We start from the raw sequence: 24,352 nt of genomic DNA, 5'->3' as shown, positions 1-24,352 counted from the left end.
TTCAGAGGAGGAACGTCATGACACATCGGATAAAGCGCATTCTTGCGGGCGCATCCACGCTTCTGGCGTTGGCTGCGGCCGGCCCGTCGCATGCAGAAACCACACTGTCTTTCCTGATAGACAACAATCCCGACACGGTCGCAGCGGCCGAGGCCCTGGTTGCCGCCTATCAGACCAAGGCGCCCGACGTGACGATCGAAATCGAGCAGCGGCCGGGCGGCGGTGAGGGCGACAACATCATCAAGACGCGCCTGGCGACGGGAGAGATGTCCGATATATTCCTCTATAATTCCGGTTCGCTTTTACAGGCGCTGAAGCCCACGCAGAAACTTGTCGATCTGAGCGGCCTGCCCTCACAGGCAAAGGTGGACGAAAGCTTCAAGGCGGTGGTCAGCGCCGACGGCAAGCTCTACGGCGTTCCTTTCGGCACGGCGATGGCCGGCGGGATCCTCTACAACAGGAAGATCTATCAGGATCTCGGCCTCTCCGTTCCGAAGACATGGGCGGCTTTCATGGCAAACAACGCCAAGGTCAAGGCATCCGGCAAGGTCGCCGTGGCGCAGACCTATCGCGATACCTGGACCTCGCAGCTGTTCGTTCTGGCCGATTATTACAATCTGCATGCCGCTGTGCCGAACTTTGCCGCCGACTATACCGCCAACAAGGCGAAATATGCCGAGACGCCGGCGGCGATGAAGGGCTTCGAACGGCTGAAGGACGTTCACGACGCCGGCCTGATGAACGAAGACTTCGGCGCGGCAAGCTACGACGACGGCTTGAGAATGGTGTCGACCGGCGAGGCAGCGCATTATCCGATGCTGAGCTTTGCCGTCGGCGCGCTCAAGCAGAATTATCCGGAAAACCTCGCAGATGTCGGCTTCTTCGCGCAGCCGAGCGATGATGCGGCAACGAATGGCCTGACGGTCTGGATGCCGCCGGGCCTTTACATTCCCGCGACCAGCCAGCATGCCGAGGAAGCAAAAAAATTCGTCGACTTCGCCGGAAGCGTCGCGGGCTGCAAGATCATGGTGGAAACCAACGCGGTCCAGGGGCCTTCCCTGGTCGACGGCTGCGATCTGCCGGCCGACGTGCCGCCTGCGATCAAGGATATGCTTCCCTATTTCGAGGCCAGGGACAAGACGACCCCCGCCTTGGAATTCGTTTCTCCCGTCAAGGGACCGGCGCTCGAACAGATCACCGTCGAGGTCGGCTCCGGTATTCGCCAACCCGCCGAGGCGGCGAAACTCTATGACGAGGATGTGCGCAAGCAGGCCAAGCAGCTCGGCCTGCCCAACTGGTAGAGCGGTCTTTCGGGGCTACAGCGCCGCGCATCGTTTCGGACGCGCAAAGAACGCTGTAACACTTATGCAGTTGGCGGCCTCGCGCTTAATGAGCGAGGCGCCACCCGAGCGAAGAGGGAGCCATGATCGAGACACGCCGCCCGGCGCGCAAATCGCCCTACCCGCTGTGGTTTTTCATTCCCGCCGCCATCATATACGGCGTGCTGTTTCTTTTCCCGACGGTATCGTCTCTCTGGTTCAGCCTGACGCGCTGGGATCTTTCGACGGCCGAATTCATCGGGCTCGAAAACTTTCGACAGTTCTTTTCCGAGCCCTTCCTGGTCAAGGGGCTCGTCAACACGCTGATCTACGCGGTGACGACGTCGGGCCTGAAGACGGTCTGCGGTCTGCTGCTCGCCGTGCTGCTGACCAGCAATATTTTCGCCCGCGGCTTCCTGCGCACGCTCGTCTTCTTTCCCGTGCTGGTGTCGACGATCGGCATCGGCATCACCTTTACGGTGATGATGCATCCGACCAGGGGCATCATCAATGTCACGCTCGAAGCCCTCGGCATTCCGGGGCCGGGATGGATCACCAATCCGGCGCTCGCGCTTTTTTCGGTGGCCCTCGTCGATGTCTGGAAGGGTGTCGGCCTCGCGACCCTGATCTTCATCGCCGGCCTCGCTGCGATCAGCCCCGATTATTATGAGGCGGCGAGAATCGACGGCGCGACTCGGCTTCAGCAATTTTTCCGGATCACCCTGCCGCTTGTGCGTCCCGCCACCATCGTCGTGGTGACATTGTCGCTGATCGGCGGGCTTCGTTCGTTCGACCTGATATGGGCGATGACCCGCGGTGGACCGGGTTTCTCCTCGGATGTGATCGCCTCGGTCATCTACAAGCAGTACCAGGCCGGTTTTTATGGGCTGTCGACCGCCGGAAACGTCATCCTGTTTGCGCTGATCGCCGTGATCATCCTGCCCATCACCTTATGGTTCAACCGGCGCGAGGTCGAAGAATGAGAAGCGTCCGCCCTTACGTGACCGGCGCGATCGCCCTGGCCGTCGCGGCCGTGATCTTCGTGATGCCCTTCGTTTTCGTCGCTCTTCAGGCGGTCAAATCGAAATCCGAAGCCTCCCGCCTCGATTTCGAATTGCCCGGGCAATGGCTGTTCTGGGATAACCTGATCGCCGTCTTCAAGGCCCGCGACTACCAGCTCGCGCTCGCCTATTTCAACTCGACCCTGATCACCGTCGTCTCCGTCAGCATCCTGCTCTTGCTGTCGGCGATGGTCGGATATGTGATGCAGCGCCGCAGGACCGTCTGGAACAAGGTGGCTTCGGTTGCGCTGTTCATGGGTCTCATGATGCCGCCGGCCGTCGTGCCGACCATCGGCCTCTTGCAGGAGATCGGTCTCTTCAAAACCATGACCGGAATGATCCTGATCCAGGTCGCCTATAATCTGTCCTTTTCGATCTTGCTCTACCGGTCGTTCATCTCGACCATCCCGCGCGATCTCGACGAAGCGGCGCTGATCGACGGCGCCAAGCCGCGGCAGATCTTCTTCAGGGTCATCCTGCCGCTTCTGAAACCGGTAACGGTGACCAATATCGTCGTGCAGTCGATCGCAATTTTCAACGATTTCACCAACCCGCTTTATTACCTTCCCGGCAAGGAGAACGTGACGGTGCAGCTGACGCTCTATAATTTCCAGAGCATGTATACGAGCCAGTACAACCTGCTCTTCATGAACATCCTGCTGGTGACGATCCCGCCGCTGATCGTCTTCATCTTCTTCAACCGGCAGATCGTCGCGGGCATGACATCCGGCGCAGTCAAAGGGTAGAAAATGGCTGAGCTCACTCTGAAACAGGTCCGTAAGAGCTTCGGCGCCCTCGAGGTCATCAAGGGCATCGATCTCGAGGTTGCAACCGGCGAGTTCGTCGTTTTCGTCGGCCCGTCGGGATGCGGAAAATCGACGCTGCTGCGCATCATCGCCGGTCTGGAGGAGACGACGTCGGGCATGCTGACGATCGGCGGCAAGGACGTGACCCATGCCGAACCCTCCGAGCGCGGCATCGCCATGGTATTCCAGAGTTATGCGCTCTATCCGCATATGACGGTTGCCGAGAATATCGGCTTCGGACTTTCGCTCGCCCGCCGCCCGAAGGCGGAAATCGCCGCCAGGGTTAACGCAGCCGCCGAAACGCTGCAGCTCACCCACCTCCTGCAGAGAAAGCCGAAGGCGCTCTCCGGCGGCCAAAGACAGCGCGTCGCTATCGGCCGCGCGATCGTGCGCGATCCGAAGGTCTTCCTGTTCGATGAGCCGCTCTCCAATCTCGATGCTTCGCTCAGAGCCCAGATGCGCCTCGAGATCGCCGACCTCCACGCCCGGCTGAAATCGACGATGATTTATGTCACCCACGATCAGGTCGAAGCCATGACGATGGCCGACAAGATCGTCGTCCTGAACGGCGGGGCGGTCGAGCAGATCGGCAGCCCGATGGAGCTCTACCGCAATCCCGCTACACCCTTCGTCGCCGGCTTCATCGGCAGCCCGAAAATGAACCTCTATAGCGGCGAGACGGCACGGCGCTTCAACTGCACGACGTACGGCGTGCGCCCGGAACATATCAGGCTCTCAGAAAATGCCGGACGGTGGCAGGGCACGATCCGGCATGTGGAACGCCTCGGCGCCGACGCGATCCTCTACCTCGACGTCCCCGAGCTCGGCGAAATGGTCGTGCGCGCCGAAGGCGAGACGCAATTTGCACCTGGCATGATGGTCTGGGCAAATCTGGTCGAGGGGGCGGAACACAGGTTCTGACAATGGCCAAGCGAGCCATCGTCTCGACCCGGCACGCCATGTCGCTGACGCCGCACCCGGCCAACACCTTGAAAATCTGCAATCAATGATTAATATGCAATCATTGATGAATGGGAGTAGACATGGCAAGCATGACCATCCGCAATCTTGACGATGGGCTGAAACAGCGGTTGCGTATGCGCGCCGCAACACATGGCCGCTCCATGGAGGATGAAGCGCGGGATATATTGCGCACCGCGCTTGCGGCCAGCGAGCCAGCAGCCCGTAATCTCGCAGATGCCATTCGCACGCGCTTGCTCTCGGTTGGCGGCGTCGACCTCGACATCCCACCTCGAGAGCCAATCCGTGAGCCTCCGGACTTCTCTGCATGATCGTTCTCGATACCAATGTTATTTCGGAGCTGCTCACGGCCGCTCCAAATGCGGCCGTGATCGATTGGCTCGCAACGCAGCATCCTTCTTCCATCTTCACGACGGCGATAACGGAGGCCGAGATCCTCTATGGCCTGCGTCTCCTTCCCGAGGGACGGCGCCGACGCGATCTGGAGGCAGCAATTTTGCCGATATTCAGCGAGGACATTGGCGGGCGCGTCCTGCCATTCGATCGCGACGCTTCAAACGTTTATGCCACTGTCGCTACCGATCGCCGAAAAGCGGGTCGGCCAATCAGCCAATTCGATGCCCAGATCGCCGCCATTTCCATTTCGCGTGGCGCCTCGCTTGCGACACGCAATGTCTCCGATTTCGCGGGAATAGATCTTCAAGTCATCAATCCGTGGAAGCACAAATAGAAGTGCGAAAGTGCGGATACCGAAGTGTGAGCGGCTTTTACATATAGGCAATATTCATCGCATACCGGACGACCCCAAGCCGTCACCAGGTCAGAACCGCCCGGGACGCAGCGGGTTGAGATCGATGGCGGGGCTCTGCCCGGCAACAAGCTGAGACACGAGATAGCCGGTCAAAGCGGCCAGCGTCAGGCCGAGATGGCCGTGACCGAAGGCGTAGGTAAGGCGAGGCAAGCGGCGCGAGCCGCCGATGACCGGCAGCGAATCCGGCATGGACGGCCGGAAACCCAGCCACTCGTCGCTGCCCTGTCCGGCGGCCGGCAGCAGCATTTTCACGCCGTCACGGATCATCGCCGTTCGCCTGGGGTTCAAGGGAGCGGCAAGCCCGCCGAGTTCGACGGTTCCCGCCGCGCGTAACCCATCCGCCATCGGCACCATGTAGAAGCCGTGCTCGGGATAGCAGACCGGACGCGACAGCAGATTGCCCGCCTGCGGGAACAGGACGTGATAACCGCGCTCGGTATCGAGCAGGACGCGATCGCCTACCGATGCCGCAAGCTTGCGGGACCGGGCGCCGGCGGCCAGGACGGCGTGGTCGGCAAGCATTGCCTTGCCGGCGATCCTGAGACCGATGCCGTCGTCGCGTTGCTCGATTGTCGAGACTTCGCCGCGGATGATCTCTCCTCCGCCATTGACGAGCGCTTGCGCCAACGCAAAGCCGAGCTGCCTGGGGCTCGAAAATACATAGGCGTCCCGGAACAGCACACCCTTGTGGTAGAGCGGCGCAAGATTGGGCTCCAGGCTTTGGATATCGGCGCGGCTGAGCTGCTCCATGGCGACGCCATGGCGTTGACGCAACGCGTATTCGGGATCGGCAGCCTGGAATTGCGCTTCCGTCTTGTAGAGATAGAGGCAGCCGTCATGCCGCTTCAGCCGTTCGGCGCCTGCCTGCATCAAAAGCGGCTGCCAGGCGGCATCGGCATGGGACAGCAGCACCGCCAGTGTCGCGGCGATGCGCTCGACCTCGGCTTTCGTGCTCGATGCCAGGAAGGCGCAGAGCCACGGCGCCAGTTGCGGCAGGTATCTCCAGACGATCGCCAGCGGACCGAACGGATTGAGCAGCATTCCCGGCACACGCCAGATGACGCCTGGAGTCGCGACGGGAACGACGCCGTGCGGCGCAAAGGTGCAGGCGTTTCCATAGGAACAGGCCTGCCGGTAGGATGCATCGCCCAATGGCGGCGCCGGATCGACGATCGTGACACGATGCCCCGTCCTCTGCAGCCAGAGGGCCGAGCAGAGGCCGACAAGTCCCGCACCGACAACAGCCACATGCCGGCGCTCGGCGTCGGGCAAGGGCTGAAGCTCGGGGAGCGGCCTATTCATCCTAGACCAGGCCGGCCAGAGCGCGGGGACGATCGTTCAGCGTCGCGGCGATGATGCGCAGGGCCCTTGCCAGTTCCTCCCGCGACGATGCGCAGCCGACATTGACGCGCACGGCATGTTCGACGGGCTGACGATCACAGGCAAAGGCGGTGGCAGCCATGACGGCAACGCCGTGGGCGCGCAGATTGGCGGCGAAATCCTCGCAGCGCCATGGCACCGGCAGTCTGAGCCAGAGGAACATGCAGCGCGGATCGGCGGAGAAAGAGTGGCCGGCCAGGATCGTCGTCACGATCGCATGGCGGGCGCGCAGCTCCGCAAGCTGGGACTTCAGGATCGCTTCGGCCGTGCCGTCCTCCAGCCACCGGGTGGCAAGAAGCAACGGCAGCGGCGAAGGCATCCAGGCGGTCGTGCGCACCGCCTCGGCGGAGAGCAGCGCACGGCCGGGCGGGCAAGTGAGATAGCCGACGCGCAGACCCGGCGCCAAAGCCTTGGAAAGCGCTGAGATATGGTAGGTCCTGGCCGGGGCGAGCGTGATCAGGGCGCTTGCCCGGGTCCCGAGCATCGGGCCATAGACATCGTCCTCGATGATGACGAGATCATGCTTTTCCGCGACCTCGACCAATTCCCGCCGACGCGACTCGCTCATGGTGACGACGGTCGGATTGTGCATCGAGGGAACCGTGAAGACGGCGCGCACCGGCTCCCGCCTGCAGATATCGTCGAGCTCCGCCGCCGACATGCCCTGATCGTCACTTCCGATGCCGATAATGTGGAAGCGGAACATCTGGGCAAGCGCGATCAGGCCGTAATAGGTCAGCCGATCGCAGACGATGGTGTCGCCGGGCTCGATCAGGCTGCTGATGACAGCGAGAAGAGCGTGCTGGGCGCCGCTGGTGACCACGATATCGTCTTCGGACGGGTCGAAGCCGTTGAGCGATATCCACTTTCTCGCAGCAAGGCGCGCCCAGGCCGGCCCTTCCGGCGGCTGGTACTCCTGCATCTGGCCGAAGCGCGGATCGGACGAAAGATCCGGCAGGGATTGGGCGAGGCGCTGCTGGAAATCGTCGACGGCCGGCCGGTTGACCGTCAGGTCGATGACCCCGGCCGGGCTCGCCGCCCGATCGACCCGTGGCATGGCGCCGTCGCCTGTGACGATCGTGCCGCGCCGGGTGCTGCCCATGACAAGATTGAGGTTCTGCAATTCGCGATAGGCGCGCGTGACTGTGGAGACGTTGAGCGAGCGCTCCCGTGCGAGATCGCGTTGCGGCGGGAGCTGGCTGCCGGGCGGCAGGGCGCCCGAGCGGATTCGCGCCTCGAGCTCGCTGGCGAGTTCCAGATAGGCCGGTATCCGCGTTTCCCGCTCCTGGTTTGTCTGGCTCAGTTCCGATCGTTCAGACATACAATTCCTGCAATCCGTTTAGTTTTCGTCAGCTTGGCGTGGCCTATTTGATCGTCGGCTCCACGATCCAGCTTGATTTCGTGCGATATAACACGCTTTCCCAATGTTTTCGAGGCCTGCAGTTGTTGCCATACAAAATTATTTGTGTGGCTTGACAAACATAAATCGACCGGGACAATATGGACCAGCATCGAGACAAAGAGGCAGGGACCCGGCCGGTGCAAACAGGAGGAATTCATGAGCGAGCGCTTCATTGCTTTCGAAGGCGTGCGTAAATCCTATGACGGTGTCAGCTATGTCGTGCGCGGTCTGGATCTCGACGTCGCCAAGGGCGAGTTTCTGACCCTTCTCGGACCTTCCGGATCCGGCAAGACCACGACGCTGATGATGCTGGCCGGCTTCGAGGCTCCGAGCAGCGGGACCATTACCCTTGCCGACAACAGGATCGACAGCGTTCCGCCGCATCGGCGTAATATCGGCGTGGTCTTCCAGAATTATGCGCTCTTCCCGCATATGACGGTCGGCGAGAATGTCGCCTTTCCGCTGAAAATGCGCCGGCTCGGCAAGGCGGAGATTACCGAACGGGTTCGCCGCGCGCTCGACATGGTGCGCATGGCGAGTTTCGAAGCGCGACGGCCCAACCAGCTTTCGGGCGGACAGCAACAGCGCATCGCGCTTGCCCGCGCGCTGGTCTTCGAGCCGCAGCTCGTGCTGATGGACGAGCCGCTCGGTGCGCTCGACAAGCAGCTTCGCGAACATATGCAGCTCGAGATCAAACATCTGCATGCCCGCCTCGGCATCAATGTCGTCTACGTCACCCACGACCAGGGCGAGGCGCTGACCATGTCGGATCGGGTCGGTGTGTTCAATGACGGCATACTGCAGCAGATCGCCGCCCCGCATGCGCTCTACGAGACGCCGGCAAATCCCTTCGTCGCAACCTTTATCGGCGAGAACAATGCGATATCGGGCGAAGTCGTCGCAATCGACAAAACCCTCTGCCGGCTTCGCTCGCCCGACGGTTCGATCATCACCGGCCAGGCCGGAGAAGGGTTGAAGGAAGGCGCGCGCGCAACCCTGGTCCTGCGGCCCGAACGGATCCTGCTGGCACCTGGTGCCGACATTCCGAACCGGTTCACCGCCATGCTCAAGGAAATCATCTATCACGGCGATCATGTGCGGTTACGTGTCGCCGCATGCGGCTGTGACGACGTCTTCATCAAAGTCGCCGCCGCACAGGATATGCCGGTTCGGTCGCTCGGCTCGAGCACCCTCATCGGCTGGGCGCCGGGGGATTGCCGCGCGCTCGCGCTCTCCTGACCCAGTGCTCATTCTTTCGTAACGCAGCAACAAAAAGGGGAACCACCATGATGCGTTTAAACTGCATGCTTCTCAGTTCCGTCATGGCTCTTGCGACCGCAGGAGCAGCATTTGCCGAGGATACGCTGACCGTCACCTCCTGGGGCGGCGCCTATACGAAGAGCCAGGATGAGGCCTTTTTCAAGCCCTTCGCCAAGCAGACCGGCACCAAGATTCTCCAGGACGAGTGGGACGGCTCGACAGCCAAGCTGAAAGGCATGGTCGAGACCGGCCAAGTGACCTGGGACGTCGTCGACGTCGAACCCAGCCATGCGCTGCAAGGCTGCGACGAAGGCTGGCTCGAGACGATCGACTATTCGAAACTCGGCGGCAAGGACGCCTTCATCGACGGCGCGGCGATGGATTGCGCGGTCGCCACCATCGTCTTCGGCACCATCTATGCCTATGACGCCGCCAAGTTCCCGAATGGCGGGCCGACGACCATGGCCGATCTCTTCGACACCGCCAAATTCCCGGGTCCGCGCGCCTTGCGCAAGTCGCCGAAGACCACGCTGGAATTCGCTTTGATTGCCGACGGCGTCAAACCGTCTGAGGTCTACGACGTGCTCGGGACACCGGAGGGCGTCGACCGCGCCTTCAAGAAGCTCGACACGATCAAGAAGGATGTGAAGGTCTGGTGGACCGCCGGCGCGCAGCCGCCGCAGCTTCTCGCCGATGGTGAAGTGGTGATGACCACGGCCTGGAACGGCCGCATCTATGACGCCGTCAAGAACAGCGGCAAGAACTTCAAGATCGTCTGGGACGGCCAGGGAATGGACTTCAATCTCTGGGCCGAGCCGAAAGGCTCGAAGAACAAGGAACTGGCGGATAAATTCGTCGCCTTCACCGTCAATCCTGACGTGATGGCGCAGCAGTCGAAATATATTTCCTATGGCCCGACCCTGAAGGCAGCCATCGCGAAAGTTCCGCCGGATATTCTCATCGATCTGCCGACAGCACCAGAGAACACGAAGACCGCATTTGTCGTCTCCTCCGAATTCTGGGCCGACCATGACGAGGAGCTGACCGAACGCTTCAACAAGTGGCTCGCACAGTAACCTCGTCGGGCGGGCGAGTGTCCCCCGGCTTCGTCCGCCCCTTTCTCTACCGCAAAAAGGCATGAGCGATGGTGACCGCGACAATGAATGAAGGCGACGGCTCGATGATTGCCGCCGGCATACGGGTGAAAAGCCTCGGCAGTGCAAAAAGCAAGGCGCAGCTGAAAGCGCTGCTGTTGGTCGCGCCTCTGCTGATCTTCCTGCTGCTCGTCTTCGTCCTGCCGATCGTCCTGCTGTTGACGCGCGCGGTCGACAACAGGGCGGCTTCCGCCGCTCTGCCCTATACGATGTCAGCTCTATCAGCCTGGGATGAACAATCTCAACCCGACGAAGCGCTGTTTGCCGCCTTTGCCGCCGACCTGAAACAATCGCCCCGCGATCAGATCGCCGAGGTGGCCAAGCGTCTCAACTATTACGAGACCGGCATGCGCTCGATGCTGTTGAAAACCGCGCGCACGATCCGCAACGCCGAGCCACCCTATAAGGCCGCCTTCATCGCCATCGATCCCAAATGGGAGACGCCGCATTACTGGACGATCATCAAGAACGCGTCGCCGCCCTTCACCGATTACTATCTGCTCGCCTCGCTCGACCTGGAGCGCGACGCCTCGGGCGCGATCGTCAGGGTCTCGGCTGAAAATGCAGTGCATATCGACGTGCTGATCCGCACCTTCGTCGTCAGCGCGTCGGTGACCGTGATCTGCCTGTTCCTCGGCTATCCCCTTGCCGCCCTGATCGCCCGCTCGAAAGGCGCCGTTGCCAATACGCTGCTGATCCTGGTGCTGCTGCCGTTCTGGACCTCGCTTCTGGTGCGCACCAGCGCCTGGGTCGTGTTGCTGCAGGGGCGCGGCGTAATCAACTCGGCGCTCATCTGGCTGGGCCTGGTCAACCCCGAGCGGCCCCTCGACTTGATATACAATCGCATCGGCGTCCTGATCGCCATGACCCATATTCTGCTGCCCTTCATGGTGCTGCCGATCTACAGCGTCATGAAAAGCATCCCGCCGGTCTATTTGCGGGCCGCCTCGTCGCTCGGCGCGCCTCCGGCATCGGCCTTCTTCCGCGTCTACCTGCCGATGAGCATGCCCGGCGTCAGCGCCGGCGGCTTGCTCGTCTTCATCCTGGCACTCGGCTACTACATCACGCCGGCTCTGGTCGGCGGGCCTGGAGATCAGATGGTGAGCTATTTCATCGCCTATTATTCCAACCAGGTCACCAATTGGGGCATGGCGGCGGCTTTGAGCACGATCCTGCTGGTGGCGGTGCTCATCCTCTACGCCGTCTACAATCGCATCGTCGGCATCGACAGGCTGAGGATAGGCTGATGACGAACTTCCTTTCCTTCCCGCGGCTGTTTTCGATCCTCCTGTGGCTGGCCGGTGGCCTGGTGATCCTCTTCCTGATCGCGCCGATCGTGGCGATCGTGCCGCTCTCCTTCAATGCCGAGCCGTTCTTCACCTATCCGATGCCCGGCCTGTCGCTGCGCTGGTACCGTGAGTTCTTCGATTCCAACGTCTGGCAGCTGGCGCTGAAGAACAGCATCATCGTCGCCGTCTGCGCCACTGTCCTGTCGACCTTTCTCGGTACGCTTGCCGCGATCGGCCTCAGCCGGCCATCCTGCCCGGCGCGGGCAACGCTGACCGCCATTCTGATCTCGCCGATGATCGTGCCGGTCATCGTTTCGGCGGTCGGCATCTATTATGCCTTTGCCGCCGTCGGACTGCTGAACAGCCTGACCGGGCTGGTGCTGGCGCATACGGCTATCGGAGCGCCCTTCGTGGTGATCACCGTGACGGCGACGCTCGCCAGCTTCGATCACAATCTGATGCGGGCAGCATCCAGTCTCGGCGCAGCCCCTGTCGAAGCGACCCTGCGCATCATGCTGCCGGTCATCGCGCCTGGAGTGGCATCCGGCGCGCTCTTCGCCTTCGTCACGTCGTTCGACGAGGTGGTGATTGCGCTCTTCATCGCCGGCTCCGAGGAACGTACCCTGCCGCGCCAGATGTGGAGCGGCGTTCGGGAAACGCTGAGCCCGACGATCGCCGCCGTCGCAACCCTCCTCATCCTGTTTTCAACACTGTTTCTCGCCACCATCCAATGGCTGCAGCGACGCGCCGAACGCCAGAAGATTGCGCATAGGGACTAAACTCGGGAGTTTGAGCATGCAGATCGATCGCTACGAAACCGGAAAACGGATGAGCCAGGCCGTGACCTATCGCGGCTTCGTCTTCCTCGCAGGCCAAGTCGCAATCGACGCGCCCGGCGCCTCCGTCCGCGAGCAGACGACCAATGTCCTGGCGCGGATCACTAGGCTTCTCGACGGCGTGGGCAGCAATTCGACACGGATCCTCAGCGCGACGATCTGGCTTGCGGATATGTCGAAGTTCGAAGAGATGAACGCCGTCTGGGACGCCTGGGTGCCGTCCGGCCACGCGCCGGCGCGCGCCACCGTTGAAGCCAGGCTGGCCGCGCCCGAATTTTCCGTGGAGATCGGCATGATCGCGGCGATAGGGGAGTGATTGGTCAGCGCTTGCCGTCATCTTGCCAGGACGGACAGGAATTAAGAAAAACTCAAGCTTTCAATGGCGGCAATGCGTCGCCGGCCAGCGACAAGAGGGGCTCGTAGTCGGCTTTGGAAAGCACCGTGAAATCAACGAGGCCGAGCGTGGCCCGCGTCGCCACCAGCGCTGGCTCCTTGACAGCGGCGGCAAGCGCACCACGCAGGAGAAGGGACCCTCTCGTCCGAGGCATCATCTGAAGTAATGAATGGCGAGCCTGGGCTTTGGGCGTCTCGGCAAAGCGAACCCTTTGGACATATCTTGGATCGAAGCGGCAGAAAGGACTTTGGTGGGATCGCCTTCCGACCCGTGAAGGCAGAAGACCTCGCCGCCATGAGGATCACGGCCAAGCCCTTCTTGCACCTTCAGCTCGAGGCTGTTCATGCCGCCGCGCATGTCCGTCACGCCGCCCGCGATCCAGATCTTCAAACCCGCCGAAAACGCAATTAGAGCGGGATGATTTTAGGTAGAATCGCAATTGGGATTGAACGAAGCCGCTTTCGCGGCATTTGGAGGATCTGATTGCATGAAGCGCTCCTGATTGAAGGAATGGGCTGTTTTGCCCAACCTTCAATCAGGAGATGACGATGACGGAGATGAGCCCTCTACGCCGGCGCATGATCGATGACATGACGATCCGCAATCTTTCGCCAGCAACGCAACGATCGTATTTACATGCGGTAACGAAGTTCTCGCGCTATTTCGGGCGATCGCCAGACCGTCTTGGACTGGAAGACGTGCGCGCGTTTCAGGTGCATCTGGTTTCTTCGGGCCTATCATGGCCAGCCTTGAACCAGACAGTTTGTGCCCTGCGGTTCTTCTTTGGCGTCACGCTTGGTCATGGCGAGATACCGGAGCGCATTTCCTATGCCCGGACACCGGCCAAGCTGCCGACGATCCTCAACGGCGACGAGATCGTGCGGTTTCTGGAAGCCGTTCCAAGCCTGAGGACCCGTACCGCACTGACGACAGCGTATGCGGCGGGGCTGCGCGCCTCGGAAGCTGTCCATCTCAAGGTCCGCAACATTGATGGCGAACGCGGCATCATCCGCGTCGAGCATGGCAAGGGCGGAAAGGATCGCAACGTCATGCTGTCAGCGCAGTTGCTCGCGATCCTGCGGGTCTATTGGCGGCTGGCGAGACCCGAGGTCTGGCTGTTTCCGGGTCGGGACGAGACCAAGCCCATCGACGTCCAGGTTCTGTATTCTGCCTGCCGTTCGGCGTGCGCCGCGGCCGGCATCGACAAAAGGGTAACGGTGCATACGCTGCGCCACAGCTTTGCCACCCATCTTTTGGAAAGCGGAACCGACATCCGCATCATCCAAGTTTTGCTCGGCCACAACAATCTGTCCACCACGGCACGCTACACGAAGGTTTCCAATACCCTGATCCGCAGCACGACCAGCCCGCTCGACCGACTGACGCTGGAGGTGGTGCCGCCAAGCTGAGCAAGTTTCGCCATGGCGGCGGGACTGGAGGTGGCGGATATTTTTCGCCGCCACGGGGAAAGATATCGTCAAGCCCACGACACCCATCTCGGGCGTGTCGAACGCCGGGTCATGAGTGCGGTCGAGATGTGCCGGACCGCTCGCCTGGGCGGGCATGTCCAGCAATGTCAGGACTGCGCGGCGTTCCGCATCGCCTATAATTCCTGTCGCAACCGGCATTGCCCAAAGTGCCAGGGACAGGCGAGCCGTGACTGGCTTGCTGCCCGACAGGCCGACCTTCTGCCTGTCGGCTATTTCCACGTGGTCTTCACCCTACCGCAGCAGATCGCCGCAATTGCCTTCCAGAACAAACATGCCGTTTACACGATCCTGTTTCGCGCCGTCGCCGAGACGTTGCGCAAGCTTGCTGCCGATCCCAGGCATCTGGGTGCAGAGATCGGCTTCATCGCGGTGCTGCACTCCTGGGGACAGAACCTCCATTTTCACCCTCATATCCACTGCATCGTGCCGGGCGGCGGATTGTCGGCGGACCAGTCCCGTTGGGTTCCCTGCCGGGCAAACTTCTTCCTGCCCGTGCGCGTTCTGTCATCCCTGTTCAGGCGGTTGTTTCTTGAAGAGCTGAAGCAGGCCTACGACCTGGACCAGCTTCGGTTCTTTGGCGATATCGCCGGCCTGGCCAATCCGGCGGCGTTCAATCACATTGTCAAAGAAACGCGGCGTGTCGCCTGGGTGGTCTATGCCAAGCCGCCATTTGCCGGACCCGAACAGGTGCTGGCCTATCTCGGGCGCTATACCCATCGCATTGCCATCTCCAATTCCCGCCTCGTCAGCATCGATGGCGATCGAGTCACATTCCGATGGAAGGACTATCGAACGGGCGGCAGGCAAAAGGTAATGACGCTCGATGCCCACGAGTTCATCCGCCGTTTCCTGCTTCACACCGTTCCGGACGGCTTTCACCGCATTCGTCATTATGGCCTGCTTGCCAATGGCCATCGGCAACTGAAGCTGGACCTGTGCCGAAGCCTGCTCGACGTCCCGCCGCCGGAACACCCGGTCGAAGAACCGGACACAAAGCCACCACCTTTGCTGCACCGCTGCTCCTGTTGCGGCGGAACCATGACGATCATCGGCGCGTGGACCCCGCTCCAGCCGGTACGTCGGCCAGCATGGAACGACAGTTCATGATCATACCACGCGCGCCATCATTGCAACGATCAGCGTCGGCATGCCGAAGAGCCGCGGTGCGAGTGCTTTGGCCAATCGTGCCCGAGCGACGTTTCGGTCGATGCAAACCAGCCGACAGGCGCGTCAAAGACACCGCAAATACCGGCAAGAATCTCCTTCCATACCTGTCCACGGGCTCCGGCAAGGCTCAACCCTGCAAAACGCCATCCACCGCTTCGGCTAAATCCCCATAGCGCCAAACAACCCGCGCCTTCGCTCAATCCGGCTTCAATGAGGTCCGATCAGTGAATGCCGCACGCACAGCGCCCGGACCTCACAGAACCCTCCAGATTCCCTTTTGGACACAAATCAGATTCACCCTTCTGGCCGGTAAGGAGGCCGGTCTGGATGGCGAGACCTTTTTCGAATGATCTGCGAGAGCGTGTTGTCGGGGCGGTGACGCAGGAGGGGCTGTCGTGCCGGGCTGCGGCCAAACGGTTCGGCATTGGCATCAGCACCGCGATCGATTGGGTGCGGCGGTTCCACGCAACGGGCAGCGCAGCACCCGGCCAGATGGGCGGCCACAAGCCGCGGGCAATCTGCGGTGGCCACCGGGAATGGCTTGTCGAACGCTGCCGCGCGAGTGCGTTCACGCTGCGTGGGCTGGTCGCGGAATTGGCGGAGCGGGGTCTGGACGTGGATTACCGGTCCGTCTGGGCCTTCGTCCAGGATGAAGGGCTGAGTTATAAAAAAGACGCTGGTCGCCAGCGAACGGGAGCGACCCGACGTCGCCGCCAGGCGGGCGCGCTGGCTGAAGCATCGCCATCGCATCGATCCGGCCCGCCTTCTCTTCATCGACGAAACCTGGACGAAGACGAACATGGCGCCGCTCAGAGGCTGGGCGCCGCGTGGCGAGCGGCTCTTGGGCAAAGCTCCTTTCGGCCATTGGAATACGATGACCTTCATCGCCGCGCTTCGAACCGACCGCGTCAGCGCACCATGGATCATTGATGGCCCCATCAACGCCGAACGCTTTCTCATCTACGTTGAAAAGGTGCTGGTGCCAGAACTCAAACCTGGCGACATCGTCGTGATGGACAATCTCGGCTCGCATAAAGCCAAGGCGATCCGGGTCGCCATCCGCAGGGCCGGCGCCCGACTATTCTTTCTGCCGCAATACTCCCCAGATCTCAATCCGATCGAGAAGCTCTTCGCCAAGATCAAACACGGGCTGCGACAGGCACAAGCCAGAACCCGCAACGCCATCGACGACGCGCTTGCAGCTATCCTCCAAACCGTCTCGCCAAAAGAGTGCCTAAACTACTTCAAGGAAGCCGGATATGAACGGACGTAAAATCATCCCGCTCTAGCAACAAACAGCAGCAAAAATCTACTAAACCTTAACTTGTGATTGGTAATAGGTCACAAACACGTTGAGGGGTTATCTCATGAGCGAGACATCCAGAGCGCGAGCCTTTTTGATAGGCCTTACTGGATGCGCTTACGCGATTGTTCCGATGCTGGCTTGGCTCGTTGGCCTGTCGGTGGATCCAAGAGGTTTCGCGCGGCTAAGCATGGTCGCCCTGATTTTTCTTTTGGGCTTCGGCCTCCTGTGCCATTGGCGTAGAATCCCGTCACTGCTCTGCATTGTTGAATGCACTGGAATGGGCTTATTGCTAACGAGCCCGCTTATCGTATCGACCTACGTTGCTTTTGCTCTGAAGCTGCCTCTACAGGATCAACAGCTTCTACAACTGGATCGCTTTCTTGGCATCGACTGGTTGAGTTTGATTGCTTACTTCGACGTGCATCCGCTGCTAGCAAAGTCACTGATGTTTGCATACCAAGCATTCCACTATCAGCTTTTATTCCTTCCAGTGGTGCTGAGCTTGTGCGGCCATCGCTCTCGCGCATATCAGGTCGTGGGGACATATGGCCTGATATGCGTCATCGCGAGTATCATCACCATTTGGTATCCGGCGCTCGGAACCTACACTGATTTTTCTCTCCGTCCGGGCGATCTCAAAAACATCAATGGCATACTCGGCGTCGAATACGTCCCGCAAATTTTAGCCGTCAGAGATGACCCAAATTTTGTGCTGCAATTGGAGCATGCAAGTGGCATTATCTCATTTCCGTCGGTCCATGCGGCGGTAGCGGTGTTGTGCATTTGGGGCGCATGGAAAATGCGATGGACAAGATTTCCGATGATTTTCCTAAATACGCTAATGCTGCTAGCTGCCATCACGGAAGGCGGACACTATGTCGTCGATTTGGTTGCTGGAATCGGTGTTGCGGGTTTCAGCATAGCATCGGTGCGGTGTTTTTCGCGTAGCGGCGGCGTTCAATTTTATCGCAGCCAATTTGATGGGAATGTCCAACAGATCTGACGAAGCCCGTGCTGATCAACGGCTAGATCTGCGTCTTCAGTCGTCCGTGCTTTAATCGACCGGCCTCTTATCAAACCCGGAGGAAATCCGCAGTGGCGGATCAATGGAAGCACCCTCGACGCCCTGACGTCCGTTGCCCCTTCAAGCCGTTAATTGCGGCAATGCCTCGCCGGCCAATGAGAGAAGCGGCTCGTAGTCGGCTTTGGAAAGCACCGTGAAATCAACGAGGCCGAGCGTGGCCCGCGTCGCCACCAGCGCTGGCTCCTTGACAGCGGCGGCAAGCGCACCACGCAGGAGATGGACCTTCTCGTCCGAGGCATTGCCTGAAGTAATGAATGGCAGGCCGGGGCCTTTCGGCGTTTCGGCGATGATGCGGACCCCTTCGACATGGCCAGAATCGAAGCGGCGAATGTTGGCATAGGTTATGCAATCGATCGCCGCGCTATCCGCCCTGCCCTCGACGACGGCGGCGATGCTGCCGCTGTGGCTGCCGGTTTCGATGATCCGGCCGAAGAAACGGCCCTCGCGGGCTAGCGGAGCGACGGCCGCGCCAAAGAGATTGCTGCCGGAATTGCTGTCGGGGCTGTTGATAGCAGCCGTGGTGCCACGCAGATCCTCCAGCCTGCGAAGGGAAGCACCCGTGCGGACGATGATGAAGCTGCGCATCAGTGGGCCGTCACAGCCGGGATGATCATACACCGGCGTCGCCACCAGGCGAACTTTGCCGCGCAGGCGGCTGGCAAAGGGATAGCCGCATGTCTGCGAGAGGAGAAGATCCGGCCTCACCCAGGCTTCGTCGTAGGCTACCGTCCGATCGAGCGTCTCCGGCAGGTCCGTCAGGCCGGCCTGCGAGAGATAATGGCGAAGGAACGACCAGAGTTCAGCGGTCGCATCCGCGAGCGGCTGGGGTGTGAGATACATTGCGATACTGGCGAAATGCATGCTGGTCTTTCTTTCGCGGCATGCACAAATGTCGACCAAGGTCAGCCAATGCCACCCAAACATACATACTTAAGTTCGGTATATTCGTCCAACCCGTGCCTGGACCCTTCGCGACCGAGGCCCGACATTTTCACGCCGCCAAACGGCGCCTCGGCGGTGGAAACGAGACCGGTATTGACGCCGACCATCCCGTATTCGAGCGCTTCGGCGACGCGGAAGACCCGCGCCAGATCGCGCGCGTAAAAATACGAGGCAAGCCCGAATTCGGTGTCGTTTGCCTGTTCGATGACATCTCGCTCGTCGCGGAAACGAAAGAGCGGCGCAAGAGGCCCGAAGGTTTCCTCGCGGGCGACCTGCATGCCGCTTGCCACATCGCGCAGAATGGTCGGTTCGAAGAAGTGGCCGCCAAGCACGTGGCGCTTGCCGCCTGAAACGATCCCAGCACCTTTTGCGACGGCATCGCCGATATGGGCTTCGATCTTGGCAACGGCGTTTTCGTCGATGAGCGGGCCAAGCACGACATCACTGTCGAGGCCATTGCCGACCTTCAGTGCCGAAACCGCCGCCGCCAGCTTGGCGGCAAATGCCTCGTAGACGCCATCCTGGACATAGAGCTGGTTGGCGCAGACGCAGGTCTGGCCATTGTTGCGGAACTTGGCGATGATTGCGCCTTCGACGGCCGCGTCGAGATCGGCATCGTCGAACACGATGAAGGGTGCGTTGCCGCCAAGCTCGAGGCCGAGCTTTTTGATCGTCGGCGCGCATTGCCGGTAAAGCAGCTCGCCCGTCCGGGTGGAGCCGGTGAAGTTCAGGACCCTGATGTCCCGGCTTGCCGTCAGCGTCCCGCCAATTGCGGCAGCGTCACCAGTGACGATGTTGAGCAGGCCAGACGGCAGGCCGGCGCGCTCTGCAAGAATGGCGATGGCGATTGCCGAGAACGGCGTCTGCGGCGCCGGCTTGAGAACGACGGCGCAGCCGGCGGCAAGTACCGGGCCGACCTTGCGGGTGATCATCGCGTTCGGAAAATTCCAGGGCGTGATCGCCGCCACCACGCCGGCAGGCTGGCGCAGCACGAGAATGCGCTTGTCCGGTTGATGCGCTGGTATGGTCTCGCCGTTGATGCGTCTTGCCTCTTCGGCGAACCATTCGATAAAGCTTGCGCCATAGGTGATCTCTCCCTTGGCCTCAGCGAGCGGTTTTCCCTGCTCCAGCGTCAGGATCATCGCCAGATCGTCGCGGTTTTCGATCATCAGGCGGTGCCACGCCTTGAGAACCGCGGCGCGCTCACCGGCGGTCCTCTTCGCCCAAAGCTTCTGGGCGATGACGGCGGCGGCGATGGCATCTTCCGTTTCCGCGGCCCCGAGGTCGGGGACCGAGCCGAGCGGTTCGCCGGTCGCCGGATTGCGCACCGTCGTTGCTTGGCGGTCTTCCGCTTCGATCCAGCGGCCGGCGACTGGGCATGCCTGTCGGAACAGCGAGAGATCACCAAGTTTCATAGGACGACTTTCAACAGAACACGTGGGCAGCACCCGGATCGAAATCCAGATGCACCGTATCGCCGCGGCTGAGCCCGGTGATCGCCTCGTGGCCGAATGGCAAGCGAACCGCCAGCGCCTCGCCATTCGCCGTTTCGGTGGAAACGTGGATATTATTGCCGAGGAAGGTGATGTCGCTGACAGTCGCGGCGAGGCCCGCTCCCGCTTGAGCACGCGACAGCCGAATGCGCTCCGGCCTCAGCATCAGGGCTGCTTTTGTGCCTGAGGTGCCTTTTCCGTGTACCGGAATGCTGTTGAAGACGGTTCCCCGGCCAAGCGAAATGGTGGCCTGTCCGCCGGATGACGACAGCAGGTCGCAGGATATGAAGTCGCTGTCGCCGATGAATTCGGCAACGAAGCGGGTCTTGGGATTGGCGTAGAGTTCGGGGCCGGTGCCGATCTGGTCGATGACGCCCTTGGAAAACACCGCGATGCGGTCGGAGAGCCGCAGCGCCTCTTCCTGGTCATGCGTGACGTAGAGGATCGTCACCTCGGTCTGCTGATGGATACGGCGGATCTCATGCTGGATTTCCTCGCGCAGCTTCTTGTCGAGCGCCGACAGCGGCTCGTCCATCAGAAGCACCGGCGGATCATAGGCAAGGGCCCTGGCAAGCGCGACGCGCTGCTGCTGGCCGCCGGACATTTGCGCGGGCTTGCGATCCTCGAAGCCTTCCAGACGGACGAGGCGCAGCATCTCTTTCACCCTGCTGTCGATCTCGGCCTTCGACTTGCGGCGGACCTTCAGCGGAAAGGCGATGTTTTCGCCCACCGTCAAATGCGGGAACAGGGTGTAGCGCTGGAACACCATGCCGATGTTGCGCTTGTGCGACGGCGTGGCGAGCAGGGTCTTGCCCTCCAGCGTAATGTCGCCTTTCGTCGGATTGTCAAATCCGGCCAGAATATAGAGCGTCGTGCTCTTGCCGGATCCGGATGGCCCGAGGAAGGTGAGAAACTCCCCGCGCCGAACGTCGAGCGTGACGTCGTGCACGGCGACCACGGGGCCGTATTCCTTGCGTATGCCACGGATCTGAAGGAATGGTTCGTTCATTGTTTCAGTACCTTACGCACGACGGCAACCAGGGCCATCAAGATGATCGTCAAAAGGATGAGAAGGGTTGACGCCGCTGCGACAACAGGTGTCAGGTCTTGCCGCAGCGTCGCCCACACTTTCACGGGCAGCGTCTGCAGGGTCGGGCTGGACATGAAGATCGCCACCACCACTTCGTCCCAGGATGTCAGGAACGAGAAGACGGCCGCCGAAAACAGCCCATGGCTGATTGCCGGAAGGGTGACCCTGATCTTTGCCTCAAGGGGCGAGGCGCCGCAGAGCACCGCCGCATCCTCGATCGACTTGTCGAAACCTTCAAGCGCACTCGATATCGACAGAATCGAGAAGGGCAGCGCCAGGACGAGGTGCGAGATGACAAAACCCGTCAAGGTGCCGCCAAGGCCGATCCTGAGAAAGAAGGCGTAGAGGGCAACGGCGAGAACCACGACCGGGAGGATCATCGGCGTGAGGAACAGCGCTTTCAGCGCATCGCGGAACATGAACCTACCACGCACCAGTCCGAAGGATGTCACGAGCCCGAGCAGCACCGACAGGATCGTCACGATGACCGCAATCTTGAGGCTCGTCAAAGCCGATTCCAGCCAGCGCGGGTCGGCGAAAAGCTCGCTGTACCACTGAAACGTCCAGCCCGGCGGCGGAAAGATCAGCCATTGCGAGGAGCCGAAGGACAGCGCCGCGATGAAGACGATCGGCAGCAACAGGAAAGCTGCGGTCAGAAGCGTTATGCCGAGAAGGAGGTATTTCCACCAGCCGAGACGGTCGAAATTGAGCAACATATCAACGCCCTCCCGGGTTCTGGTTGCCGAAGAAACGCAGCTGCACGGCATAAAGCGAAAGGGTCACCACGAGGAGAACCAGCGCCGCGGCGCCGCCCATTCCCCAGTTGACCAGCGACTGTACGAACTGCGCGATCAGCTCTGCGAGCATCATGTTGGCGGTGCCGCCGAGCAGTGACGGCGTGACGAAATAACCAAGTGACATGACGAAGACCATCAGGGCGCCGGCCGCCATGCCGGGCATCGCCAGCGGCAGCAGCACCCGCGTCAGGCACTGCCAACGATTAGCGCCGCAAAGGGCCGCCGCCTGCAGGATCGACGGGTCGATCTTCTTGATCACGCCGTAGAGCGGCAGGATGATGAATGGCAGCATGATATAGGTCATGCCGATCGTCACGCCGGTCAGATTGTTGACGAGCGCCAGCGGCTGGTCGATCAGGCCCATTCCCATCAGCATCTTGTTGATGAGCCCGGTCCGCTGCAGGAGCACCATCCAGGCATAGGTGCGGGCCAACAGGTTGGTCCACATCGACAGCAGCAGGATCGCAAAGATCACCGAGGTCAGCCGTCCGGGCATGATCGCCAGCGCCCAGGCGACGGGAAATCCGATCGTGAGCGAAATCACCGTGACGAGACCCGAGACGATGAAGGTGTTGGCGAAAATCTTCAGATAGGTCGAAGACCCGATCAACTGCGCATAGTTTCCCAGACCTGGCACAGGTTCCAGCACGCTTCGCATCAGCAGTATCGCCACCGGCACGACGAAAAAGATACCGACGAAGGCGAAAGCCGGAACGACCCCGCTGAAACCTGTCGGCCTGCGTATTTTCGGCAAGGGCGCAACTACGCCGGAGGCATCGCTAAACGTCGACATGACAGTCCTTCCCACCCGTCAATTTCCGCGGGCGCCGAGGTGCGACCGATTTCCCACCGGCGCTGCGGGGGCACGGCGACCTTCGCCGTGCCCGTTGATCTCAAGCTTCGGCTTATTTCGCCTGCCAAGCGTACCACTTCTCGCCGATGGCATCGCGATTATCAGCCCAATAGGTCATATCGGCATTGACCTGGCTTGCGGTCTGCTGGTCCGGCAGGGTCTTGGCGGTTTCCGGGTCCATCAGCTTGGCCGAGTCGACATTGATCGGCGCATATCCGGTGGCTTTTGCCAGGGCGGCCTGCGGTTCGGCCGAGGTCGCCAGTGCAATGAACTTCATCGCAGATTCGACATTCGGCGAGCCCTTCGGCACGACGAGCGCATCAGCAGCGGTGATGTTCTGTTCCCAGGAAGTTTCAACCTTGATGCCGGTCGCAGCAAGCGCCGTCATGCGGCCGTTCCAGACGCTGCCGAAGGGCGCTTCGGCGGATGCCAGGAGCTGCTGCGACTGTGCGCCGCCCGACCACCATATTATATCCGATTTGATCGTATCGAGCTTCTTGAAGGCGCGGTCGAGGTCAAGCGGATAAAGCTTGTCGGCAGCCACGCCGTCGGCAAGCAGCGCCGCTTCGATCACGCCGGGAGCAGACCACTTGTAGAATGTGCGCTTGCCGGGGAACTTTGTCGTGTCGAACAGGTCTGCCCATGTCTTCGGGCAGGCTTTGACGGCATCGGCATTGCAGCCGATGACGAAGGAATAATAGAAGCTGCCGACCGAATAGTCGGTGACGAAACGCGGATCGAGCTTGGATTTGTCGATGACGGAGAAGTCGAGCTTCTCGAGCTGGCCGTTCTTGCCGGCCTGGGCGGCATAATCGCCTTCGACGTCGACGACGTCCCAGGTGACTTCGCCGGCCTCGACCATGGCCTTCAGCTTGCCGTAGTCGGTCGGGCCGTCCTGCACGACGGTGATGCCGGTCTTTTCGGTGAAGGGGCTCGCCCATGCCGCCTTCTGCGCATCCTGGGTCGTTCCGCCCCAGCTCGAAAAGACCATGTTGTCGGCCTTGGCCGGCGCGGAAACCGCGACGAATGCGGCAACCGCCGCGAAAGCAAATGTCGTTTTCATGTTCCCTTATCCTTGTTGTGGTTTGTCCTACGGGTATGCGTTATGTCGTCAGTACGCGTTGCTCCTGGGAGAAAAGCTTGCTGGCTTCATAATCTTGTTTTCCGCCACCTCGATGAGGTCGCGAATCTTGGGCAGGAAGGTCTGCCACCGGGGGTCGGCGAGAAGCCGCTGGCGTCTCGCCTCCCTGTCATCCAGGCTCGTAAAGGCCCAGATGTGGACGATCTCGTTGATCGTGCCGATCTCCGAGAAGAAGTAGCCGACCAGCGTGCCGAGATGGCTCTTCTGGATCTCGATACCCTCTTCCTCGACGACCTTGAGATATTGCGGGATCGTGCCGTTCTTCAGCCGATAGGTGCGGATTTCATAAAACATCG

At 60.9% G+C, this 24,352-nt stretch carries 24 protein-coding genes and 2 pseudogenes; 15 read left to right on the top strand and 11 right to left on the bottom strand.

Features of this window, described 5'->3' with window-relative positions; translation table 11 throughout:
- Nucleotides 1-17: 17 nt before the first annotated feature.
- The 6 genes from ACS4RS_RS24905 to ACS4RS_RS24880 all read left to right on the top strand — a co-directional run bounded on the left by ACS4RS_RS24905 (nucleotide 18) and on the right by ACS4RS_RS24880 (nucleotide 4,897).
- Nucleotides 18-1,301, top strand: a complete 1,284-nt coding sequence (locus ACS4RS_RS24905) for an extracellular solute-binding protein (protein WP_439012749.1) — start codon at nucleotides 18-20, stop codon at nucleotides 1,299-1,301.
- A 122-nt stretch (nucleotides 1,302-1,423) separates the two neighbouring features.
- Nucleotides 1,424-2,302, top strand: coding sequence for an ABC transporter permease subunit (locus ACS4RS_RS24900; protein ID WP_439012748.1), 879 nt, complete (start codon nucleotides 1,424-1,426; stop codon nucleotides 2,300-2,302).
- Entirely contained in the window at nucleotides 2,299-3,126 is an 828-nt protein-coding gene (locus tag ACS4RS_RS24895) for a carbohydrate ABC transporter permease (protein WP_097626279.1), read from the top strand. The genes ACS4RS_RS24900 and ACS4RS_RS24895 overlap by 4 nt, the downstream gene beginning before the upstream one ends.
- A gap of 3 nt (nucleotides 3,127-3,129) precedes the next feature.
- A complete protein-coding gene (locus ACS4RS_RS24890) occupies nucleotides 3,130-4,107 on the top strand; it encodes a sn-glycerol-3-phosphate ABC transporter ATP-binding protein UgpC (RefSeq protein WP_439012747.1) in 978 nt (325 codons plus the stop codon).
- Nucleotides 4,108-4,229: 122 nt separating this feature from the next.
- The gene (locus tag ACS4RS_RS24885) at nucleotides 4,230-4,478 is read left to right on the top strand and encodes a FitA-like ribbon-helix-helix domain-containing protein (RefSeq protein ID WP_439012746.1); all 249 of its coding nucleotides are present in this window, start codon (nucleotides 4,230-4,232) and stop codon (nucleotides 4,476-4,478) included.
- The gene (locus tag ACS4RS_RS24880; protein ID WP_439012745.1) at nucleotides 4,475-4,897 is read left to right on the top strand and encodes a type II toxin-antitoxin system VapC family toxin; all 423 of its coding nucleotides are present in this window, start codon (nucleotides 4,475-4,477) and stop codon (nucleotides 4,895-4,897) included. Before ACS4RS_RS24885 ends, ACS4RS_RS24880 begins: the two co-directional genes overlap by 4 nt.
- A gap of 90 nt (nucleotides 4,898-4,987) precedes the next feature.
- Here ACS4RS_RS24880 and ACS4RS_RS24875 read toward each other — a convergent pair whose 3' ends face one another.
- Complete coding sequence (locus tag ACS4RS_RS24875) at nucleotides 4,988-6,280, bottom strand: FAD-dependent oxidoreductase (RefSeq protein WP_439012744.1); 1,293 nt, start codon at nucleotides 6,278-6,280, stop codon at nucleotides 4,988-4,990.
- Nucleotide 6,281: 1 nt separating this feature from the next.
- Entirely contained in the window at nucleotides 6,282-7,679 is a 1,398-nt protein-coding gene (locus ACS4RS_RS24870) for an aminotransferase class I/II-fold pyridoxal phosphate-dependent enzyme (RefSeq protein WP_439012743.1), read from the bottom strand.
- Between the two features lie 237 nt (nucleotides 7,680-7,916).
- On the opposite strand from ACS4RS_RS24870, the gene ACS4RS_RS24865 reads away from it, so the two are divergent.
- The 5 genes from ACS4RS_RS24865 (at nucleotide 7,917) to ACS4RS_RS24845 (ending at nucleotide 12,615) form a co-directional block, all read left to right on the top strand.
- Entirely contained in the window at nucleotides 7,917-8,999 is a 1,083-nt protein-coding gene (locus tag ACS4RS_RS24865) for a polyamine ABC transporter ATP-binding protein (RefSeq protein WP_439012742.1), read from the top strand.
- Between the two features lie 47 nt (nucleotides 9,000-9,046).
- On the top strand, nucleotides 9,047-10,096 hold the full coding sequence (locus ACS4RS_RS24860) for an extracellular solute-binding protein (protein ID WP_439012741.1): 1,050 nt from the start codon (nucleotides 9,047-9,049) through the stop codon (nucleotides 10,094-10,096).
- Nucleotides 10,097-10,164: 68 nt separating this feature from the next.
- Entirely contained in the window at nucleotides 10,165-11,421 is a 1,257-nt protein-coding gene (locus ACS4RS_RS24855; protein ID WP_439012740.1) for an ABC transporter permease subunit, read from the top strand.
- The gene (locus ACS4RS_RS24850) at nucleotides 11,421-12,242 is read left to right on the top strand and encodes an ABC transporter permease subunit (RefSeq protein ID WP_439012739.1); all 822 of its coding nucleotides are present in this window, start codon (nucleotides 11,421-11,423) and stop codon (nucleotides 12,240-12,242) included. The genes ACS4RS_RS24855 and ACS4RS_RS24850 overlap by 1 nt, the downstream gene beginning before the upstream one ends.
- A gap of 16 nt (nucleotides 12,243-12,258) precedes the next feature.
- Nucleotides 12,259-12,615, top strand: a complete 357-nt coding sequence (locus ACS4RS_RS24845) for a RidA family protein (protein ID WP_439012738.1) — start codon at nucleotides 12,259-12,261, stop codon at nucleotides 12,613-12,615.
- A 52-nt stretch (nucleotides 12,616-12,667) separates the two neighbouring features.
- Here ACS4RS_RS24845 and ACS4RS_RS24840 read toward each other — a convergent pair.
- Nucleotides 12,668-12,928 (bottom strand): annotated as a pseudogene (locus ACS4RS_RS24840) (phosphate/phosphite/phosphonate ABC transporter substrate-binding protein); the annotation flags it as partial.
- A gap of 14 nt (nucleotides 12,929-12,942) precedes the next feature.
- Nucleotides 12,943-13,083: pseudogene (tnpB, locus tag ACS4RS_RS24835) on the bottom strand (IS66 family insertion sequence element accessory protein TnpB); the annotation flags it as partial.
- 158 nt (nucleotides 13,084-13,241) lie between these two features.
- Between tnpB and ACS4RS_RS24830 the strand changes: the two are divergent.
- The 4 genes from ACS4RS_RS24830 (at nucleotide 13,242) to ACS4RS_RS24815 (ending at nucleotide 17,659) form a co-directional block, all read left to right on the top strand.
- Nucleotides 13,242-14,102, top strand: coding sequence for a tyrosine-type recombinase/integrase (locus tag ACS4RS_RS24830; RefSeq protein ID WP_439009998.1), 861 nt, complete (start codon nucleotides 13,242-13,244; stop codon nucleotides 14,100-14,102).
- Between the two features lie 12 nt (nucleotides 14,103-14,114).
- Nucleotides 14,115-15,290 carry an IS91 family transposase gene (locus tag ACS4RS_RS24825; RefSeq protein WP_439008559.1) on the top strand — a complete coding sequence of 392 codons (1,176 nt, stop codon included), beginning with the start codon at nucleotides 14,115-14,117 and terminating at the stop codon, nucleotides 15,288-15,290.
- 387 nt (nucleotides 15,291-15,677) lie between these two features.
- Nucleotides 15,678-16,623 (top strand): IS630 family transposase gene (locus ACS4RS_RS24820; RefSeq protein ID WP_439009996.1). Its coding sequence is split into 2 segments (ribosomal slippage): nucleotides 15,678-16,016 and nucleotides 16,018-16,623, totalling 945 coding nucleotides; the frame shifts between segments, so codons are not numbered across the junction.
- 94 nt (nucleotides 16,624-16,717) lie between these two features.
- A complete protein-coding gene (locus ACS4RS_RS24815; protein ID WP_439012737.1) occupies nucleotides 16,718-17,659 on the top strand; it encodes a phosphatase PAP2 family protein in 942 nt (313 codons plus the stop codon).
- A 141-nt stretch (nucleotides 17,660-17,800) separates the two neighbouring features.
- Here the strand turns inward: ACS4RS_RS24815 and ACS4RS_RS24810 are convergent, their stop codons facing one another.
- The 7 genes from ACS4RS_RS24810 to ACS4RS_RS24780 all read right to left on the bottom strand — a co-directional run bounded on the left by ACS4RS_RS24810 (nucleotide 17,801) and on the right by ACS4RS_RS24780 (nucleotide 24,350).
- On the bottom strand, nucleotides 17,801-18,601 hold the full coding sequence (locus ACS4RS_RS24810) for a phosphate/phosphite/phosphonate ABC transporter substrate-binding protein (RefSeq protein ID WP_449314071.1): 801 nt from the start codon (nucleotides 18,599-18,601) through the stop codon (nucleotides 17,801-17,803).
- 41 nt (nucleotides 18,602-18,642) lie between these two features.
- Nucleotides 18,643-20,097, bottom strand: coding sequence for an NAD-dependent succinate-semialdehyde dehydrogenase (locus tag ACS4RS_RS24805; protein WP_449314070.1), 1,455 nt, complete (start codon nucleotides 20,095-20,097; stop codon nucleotides 18,643-18,645).
- 10 nt (nucleotides 20,098-20,107) lie between these two features.
- Nucleotides 20,108-21,184, bottom strand: a complete 1,077-nt coding sequence (locus tag ACS4RS_RS24800) for an ATP-binding cassette domain-containing protein (RefSeq protein WP_439012734.1) — start codon at nucleotides 21,182-21,184, stop codon at nucleotides 20,108-20,110.
- The gene (locus tag ACS4RS_RS24795) at nucleotides 21,181-21,981 is read right to left on the bottom strand and encodes an ABC transporter permease (protein WP_012556340.1); all 801 of its coding nucleotides are present in this window, start codon (nucleotides 21,979-21,981) and stop codon (nucleotides 21,181-21,183) included. Before ACS4RS_RS24795 ends, ACS4RS_RS24800 begins: the two co-directional genes overlap by 4 nt.
- 1 nt (nucleotide 21,982) lies before the next feature.
- Nucleotides 21,983-22,855 carry an ABC transporter permease subunit gene (locus tag ACS4RS_RS24790; protein ID WP_439012733.1) on the bottom strand — a complete coding sequence of 291 codons (873 nt, stop codon included), beginning with the start codon at nucleotides 22,853-22,855 and terminating at the stop codon, nucleotides 21,983-21,985.
- Between the two features lie 112 nt (nucleotides 22,856-22,967).
- Complete coding sequence (locus tag ACS4RS_RS24785; protein WP_439012732.1) at nucleotides 22,968-23,978, bottom strand: extracellular solute-binding protein; 1,011 nt, start codon at nucleotides 23,976-23,978, stop codon at nucleotides 22,968-22,970.
- A gap of 48 nt (nucleotides 23,979-24,026) precedes the next feature.
- A complete protein-coding gene (locus tag ACS4RS_RS24780; protein WP_439012731.1) occupies nucleotides 24,027-24,350 on the bottom strand; it encodes an NIPSNAP family protein in 324 nt (107 codons plus the stop codon).
- Between the last annotated feature and the right edge of the window lie 2 nt (nucleotides 24,351-24,352).

Source organism: Rhizobium sp. F40D2 (assembly GCF_051810745.2).
In the GTDB taxonomy this organism is placed as follows: Bacteria; Pseudomonadota; Alphaproteobacteria; order Rhizobiales; family Rhizobiaceae; genus Rhizobium.
Note: the sequence above shows the minus strand (reverse complement) of the source record. Positions and strands in the feature narration are given on the sequence as shown.

Excerpts from the sequence above, each read along its gene's own strand:
- ACS4RS_RS24905 (WP_439012749.1), top strand. The coding sequence starts at position 18 with ATGACACATCGGATAAAGCGCATTCTTGCGGGCGCATCCACGCTTCTG.
- ACS4RS_RS24900 (WP_439012748.1), top strand. The coding sequence starts at position 1,424 with ATGATCGAGACACGCCGCCCGGCGCGCAAATCGCCCTACCCGCTGTGG.
- ACS4RS_RS24895 (WP_097626279.1), top strand. The coding sequence starts at position 2,299 with ATGAGAAGCGTCCGCCCTTACGTGACCGGCGCGATCGCCCTGGCCGTC.
- ACS4RS_RS24890 (WP_439012747.1), top strand. The coding sequence starts at position 3,130 with ATGGCTGAGCTCACTCTGAAACAGGTCCGTAAGAGCTTCGGCGCCCTC.
- ACS4RS_RS24885 (WP_439012746.1), top strand. The coding sequence starts at position 4,230 with ATGGCAAGCATGACCATCCGCAATCTTGACGATGGGCTGAAACAGCGG.
- ACS4RS_RS24880 (WP_439012745.1), top strand. The coding sequence starts at position 4,475 with ATGATCGTTCTCGATACCAATGTTATTTCGGAGCTGCTCACGGCCGCT.
- ACS4RS_RS24875 (WP_439012744.1), bottom strand. The coding sequence starts at position 6,280 with ATGAATAGGCCGCTCCCCGAGCTTCAGCCCTTGCCCGACGCCGAGCGC.
- ACS4RS_RS24870 (WP_439012743.1), bottom strand. The coding sequence starts at position 7,679 with ATGTCTGAACGATCGGAACTGAGCCAGACAAACCAGGAGCGGGAAACG.
- ACS4RS_RS24865 (WP_439012742.1), top strand. The coding sequence starts at position 7,917 with ATGAGCGAGCGCTTCATTGCTTTCGAAGGCGTGCGTAAATCCTATGAC.
- ACS4RS_RS24860 (WP_439012741.1), top strand. The coding sequence starts at position 9,047 with ATGATGCGTTTAAACTGCATGCTTCTCAGTTCCGTCATGGCTCTTGCG.
- ACS4RS_RS24855 (WP_439012740.1), top strand. The coding sequence starts at position 10,165 with ATGGTGACCGCGACAATGAATGAAGGCGACGGCTCGATGATTGCCGCC.
- ACS4RS_RS24850 (WP_439012739.1), top strand. The coding sequence starts at position 11,421 with ATGACGAACTTCCTTTCCTTCCCGCGGCTGTTTTCGATCCTCCTGTGG.
- ACS4RS_RS24845 (WP_439012738.1), top strand. The coding sequence starts at position 12,259 with ATGCAGATCGATCGCTACGAAACCGGAAAACGGATGAGCCAGGCCGTG.
- ACS4RS_RS24830 (WP_439009998.1), top strand. The coding sequence starts at position 13,242 with ATGACGGAGATGAGCCCTCTACGCCGGCGCATGATCGATGACATGACG.
- ACS4RS_RS24825 (WP_439008559.1), top strand. The coding sequence starts at position 14,115 with ATGGCGGCGGGACTGGAGGTGGCGGATATTTTTCGCCGCCACGGGGAA.
- ACS4RS_RS24815 (WP_439012737.1), top strand. The coding sequence starts at position 16,718 with ATGAGCGAGACATCCAGAGCGCGAGCCTTTTTGATAGGCCTTACTGGA.
- ACS4RS_RS24810 (WP_449314071.1), bottom strand. The coding sequence starts at position 18,601 with ATGCATTTCGCCAGTATCGCAATGTATCTCACACCCCAGCCGCTCGCG.
- ACS4RS_RS24805 (WP_449314070.1), bottom strand. The coding sequence starts at position 20,097 with ATGAAACTTGGTGATCTCTCGCTGTTCCGACAGGCATGCCCAGTCGCC.
- ACS4RS_RS24800 (WP_439012734.1), bottom strand. The coding sequence starts at position 21,184 with ATGAACGAACCATTCCTTCAGATCCGTGGCATACGCAAGGAATACGGC.
- ACS4RS_RS24795 (WP_012556340.1), bottom strand. The coding sequence starts at position 21,981 with ATGTTGCTCAATTTCGACCGTCTCGGCTGGTGGAAATACCTCCTTCTC.
- ACS4RS_RS24790 (WP_439012733.1), bottom strand. The coding sequence starts at position 22,855 with ATGTCGACGTTTAGCGATGCCTCCGGCGTAGTTGCGCCCTTGCCGAAA.
- ACS4RS_RS24785 (WP_439012732.1), bottom strand. The coding sequence starts at position 23,978 with ATGAAAACGACATTTGCTTTCGCGGCGGTTGCCGCATTCGTCGCGGTT.
- ACS4RS_RS24780 (WP_439012731.1), bottom strand. The coding sequence starts at position 24,350 with ATGTTTTATGAAATCCGCACCTATCGGCTGAAGAACGGCACGATCCCG.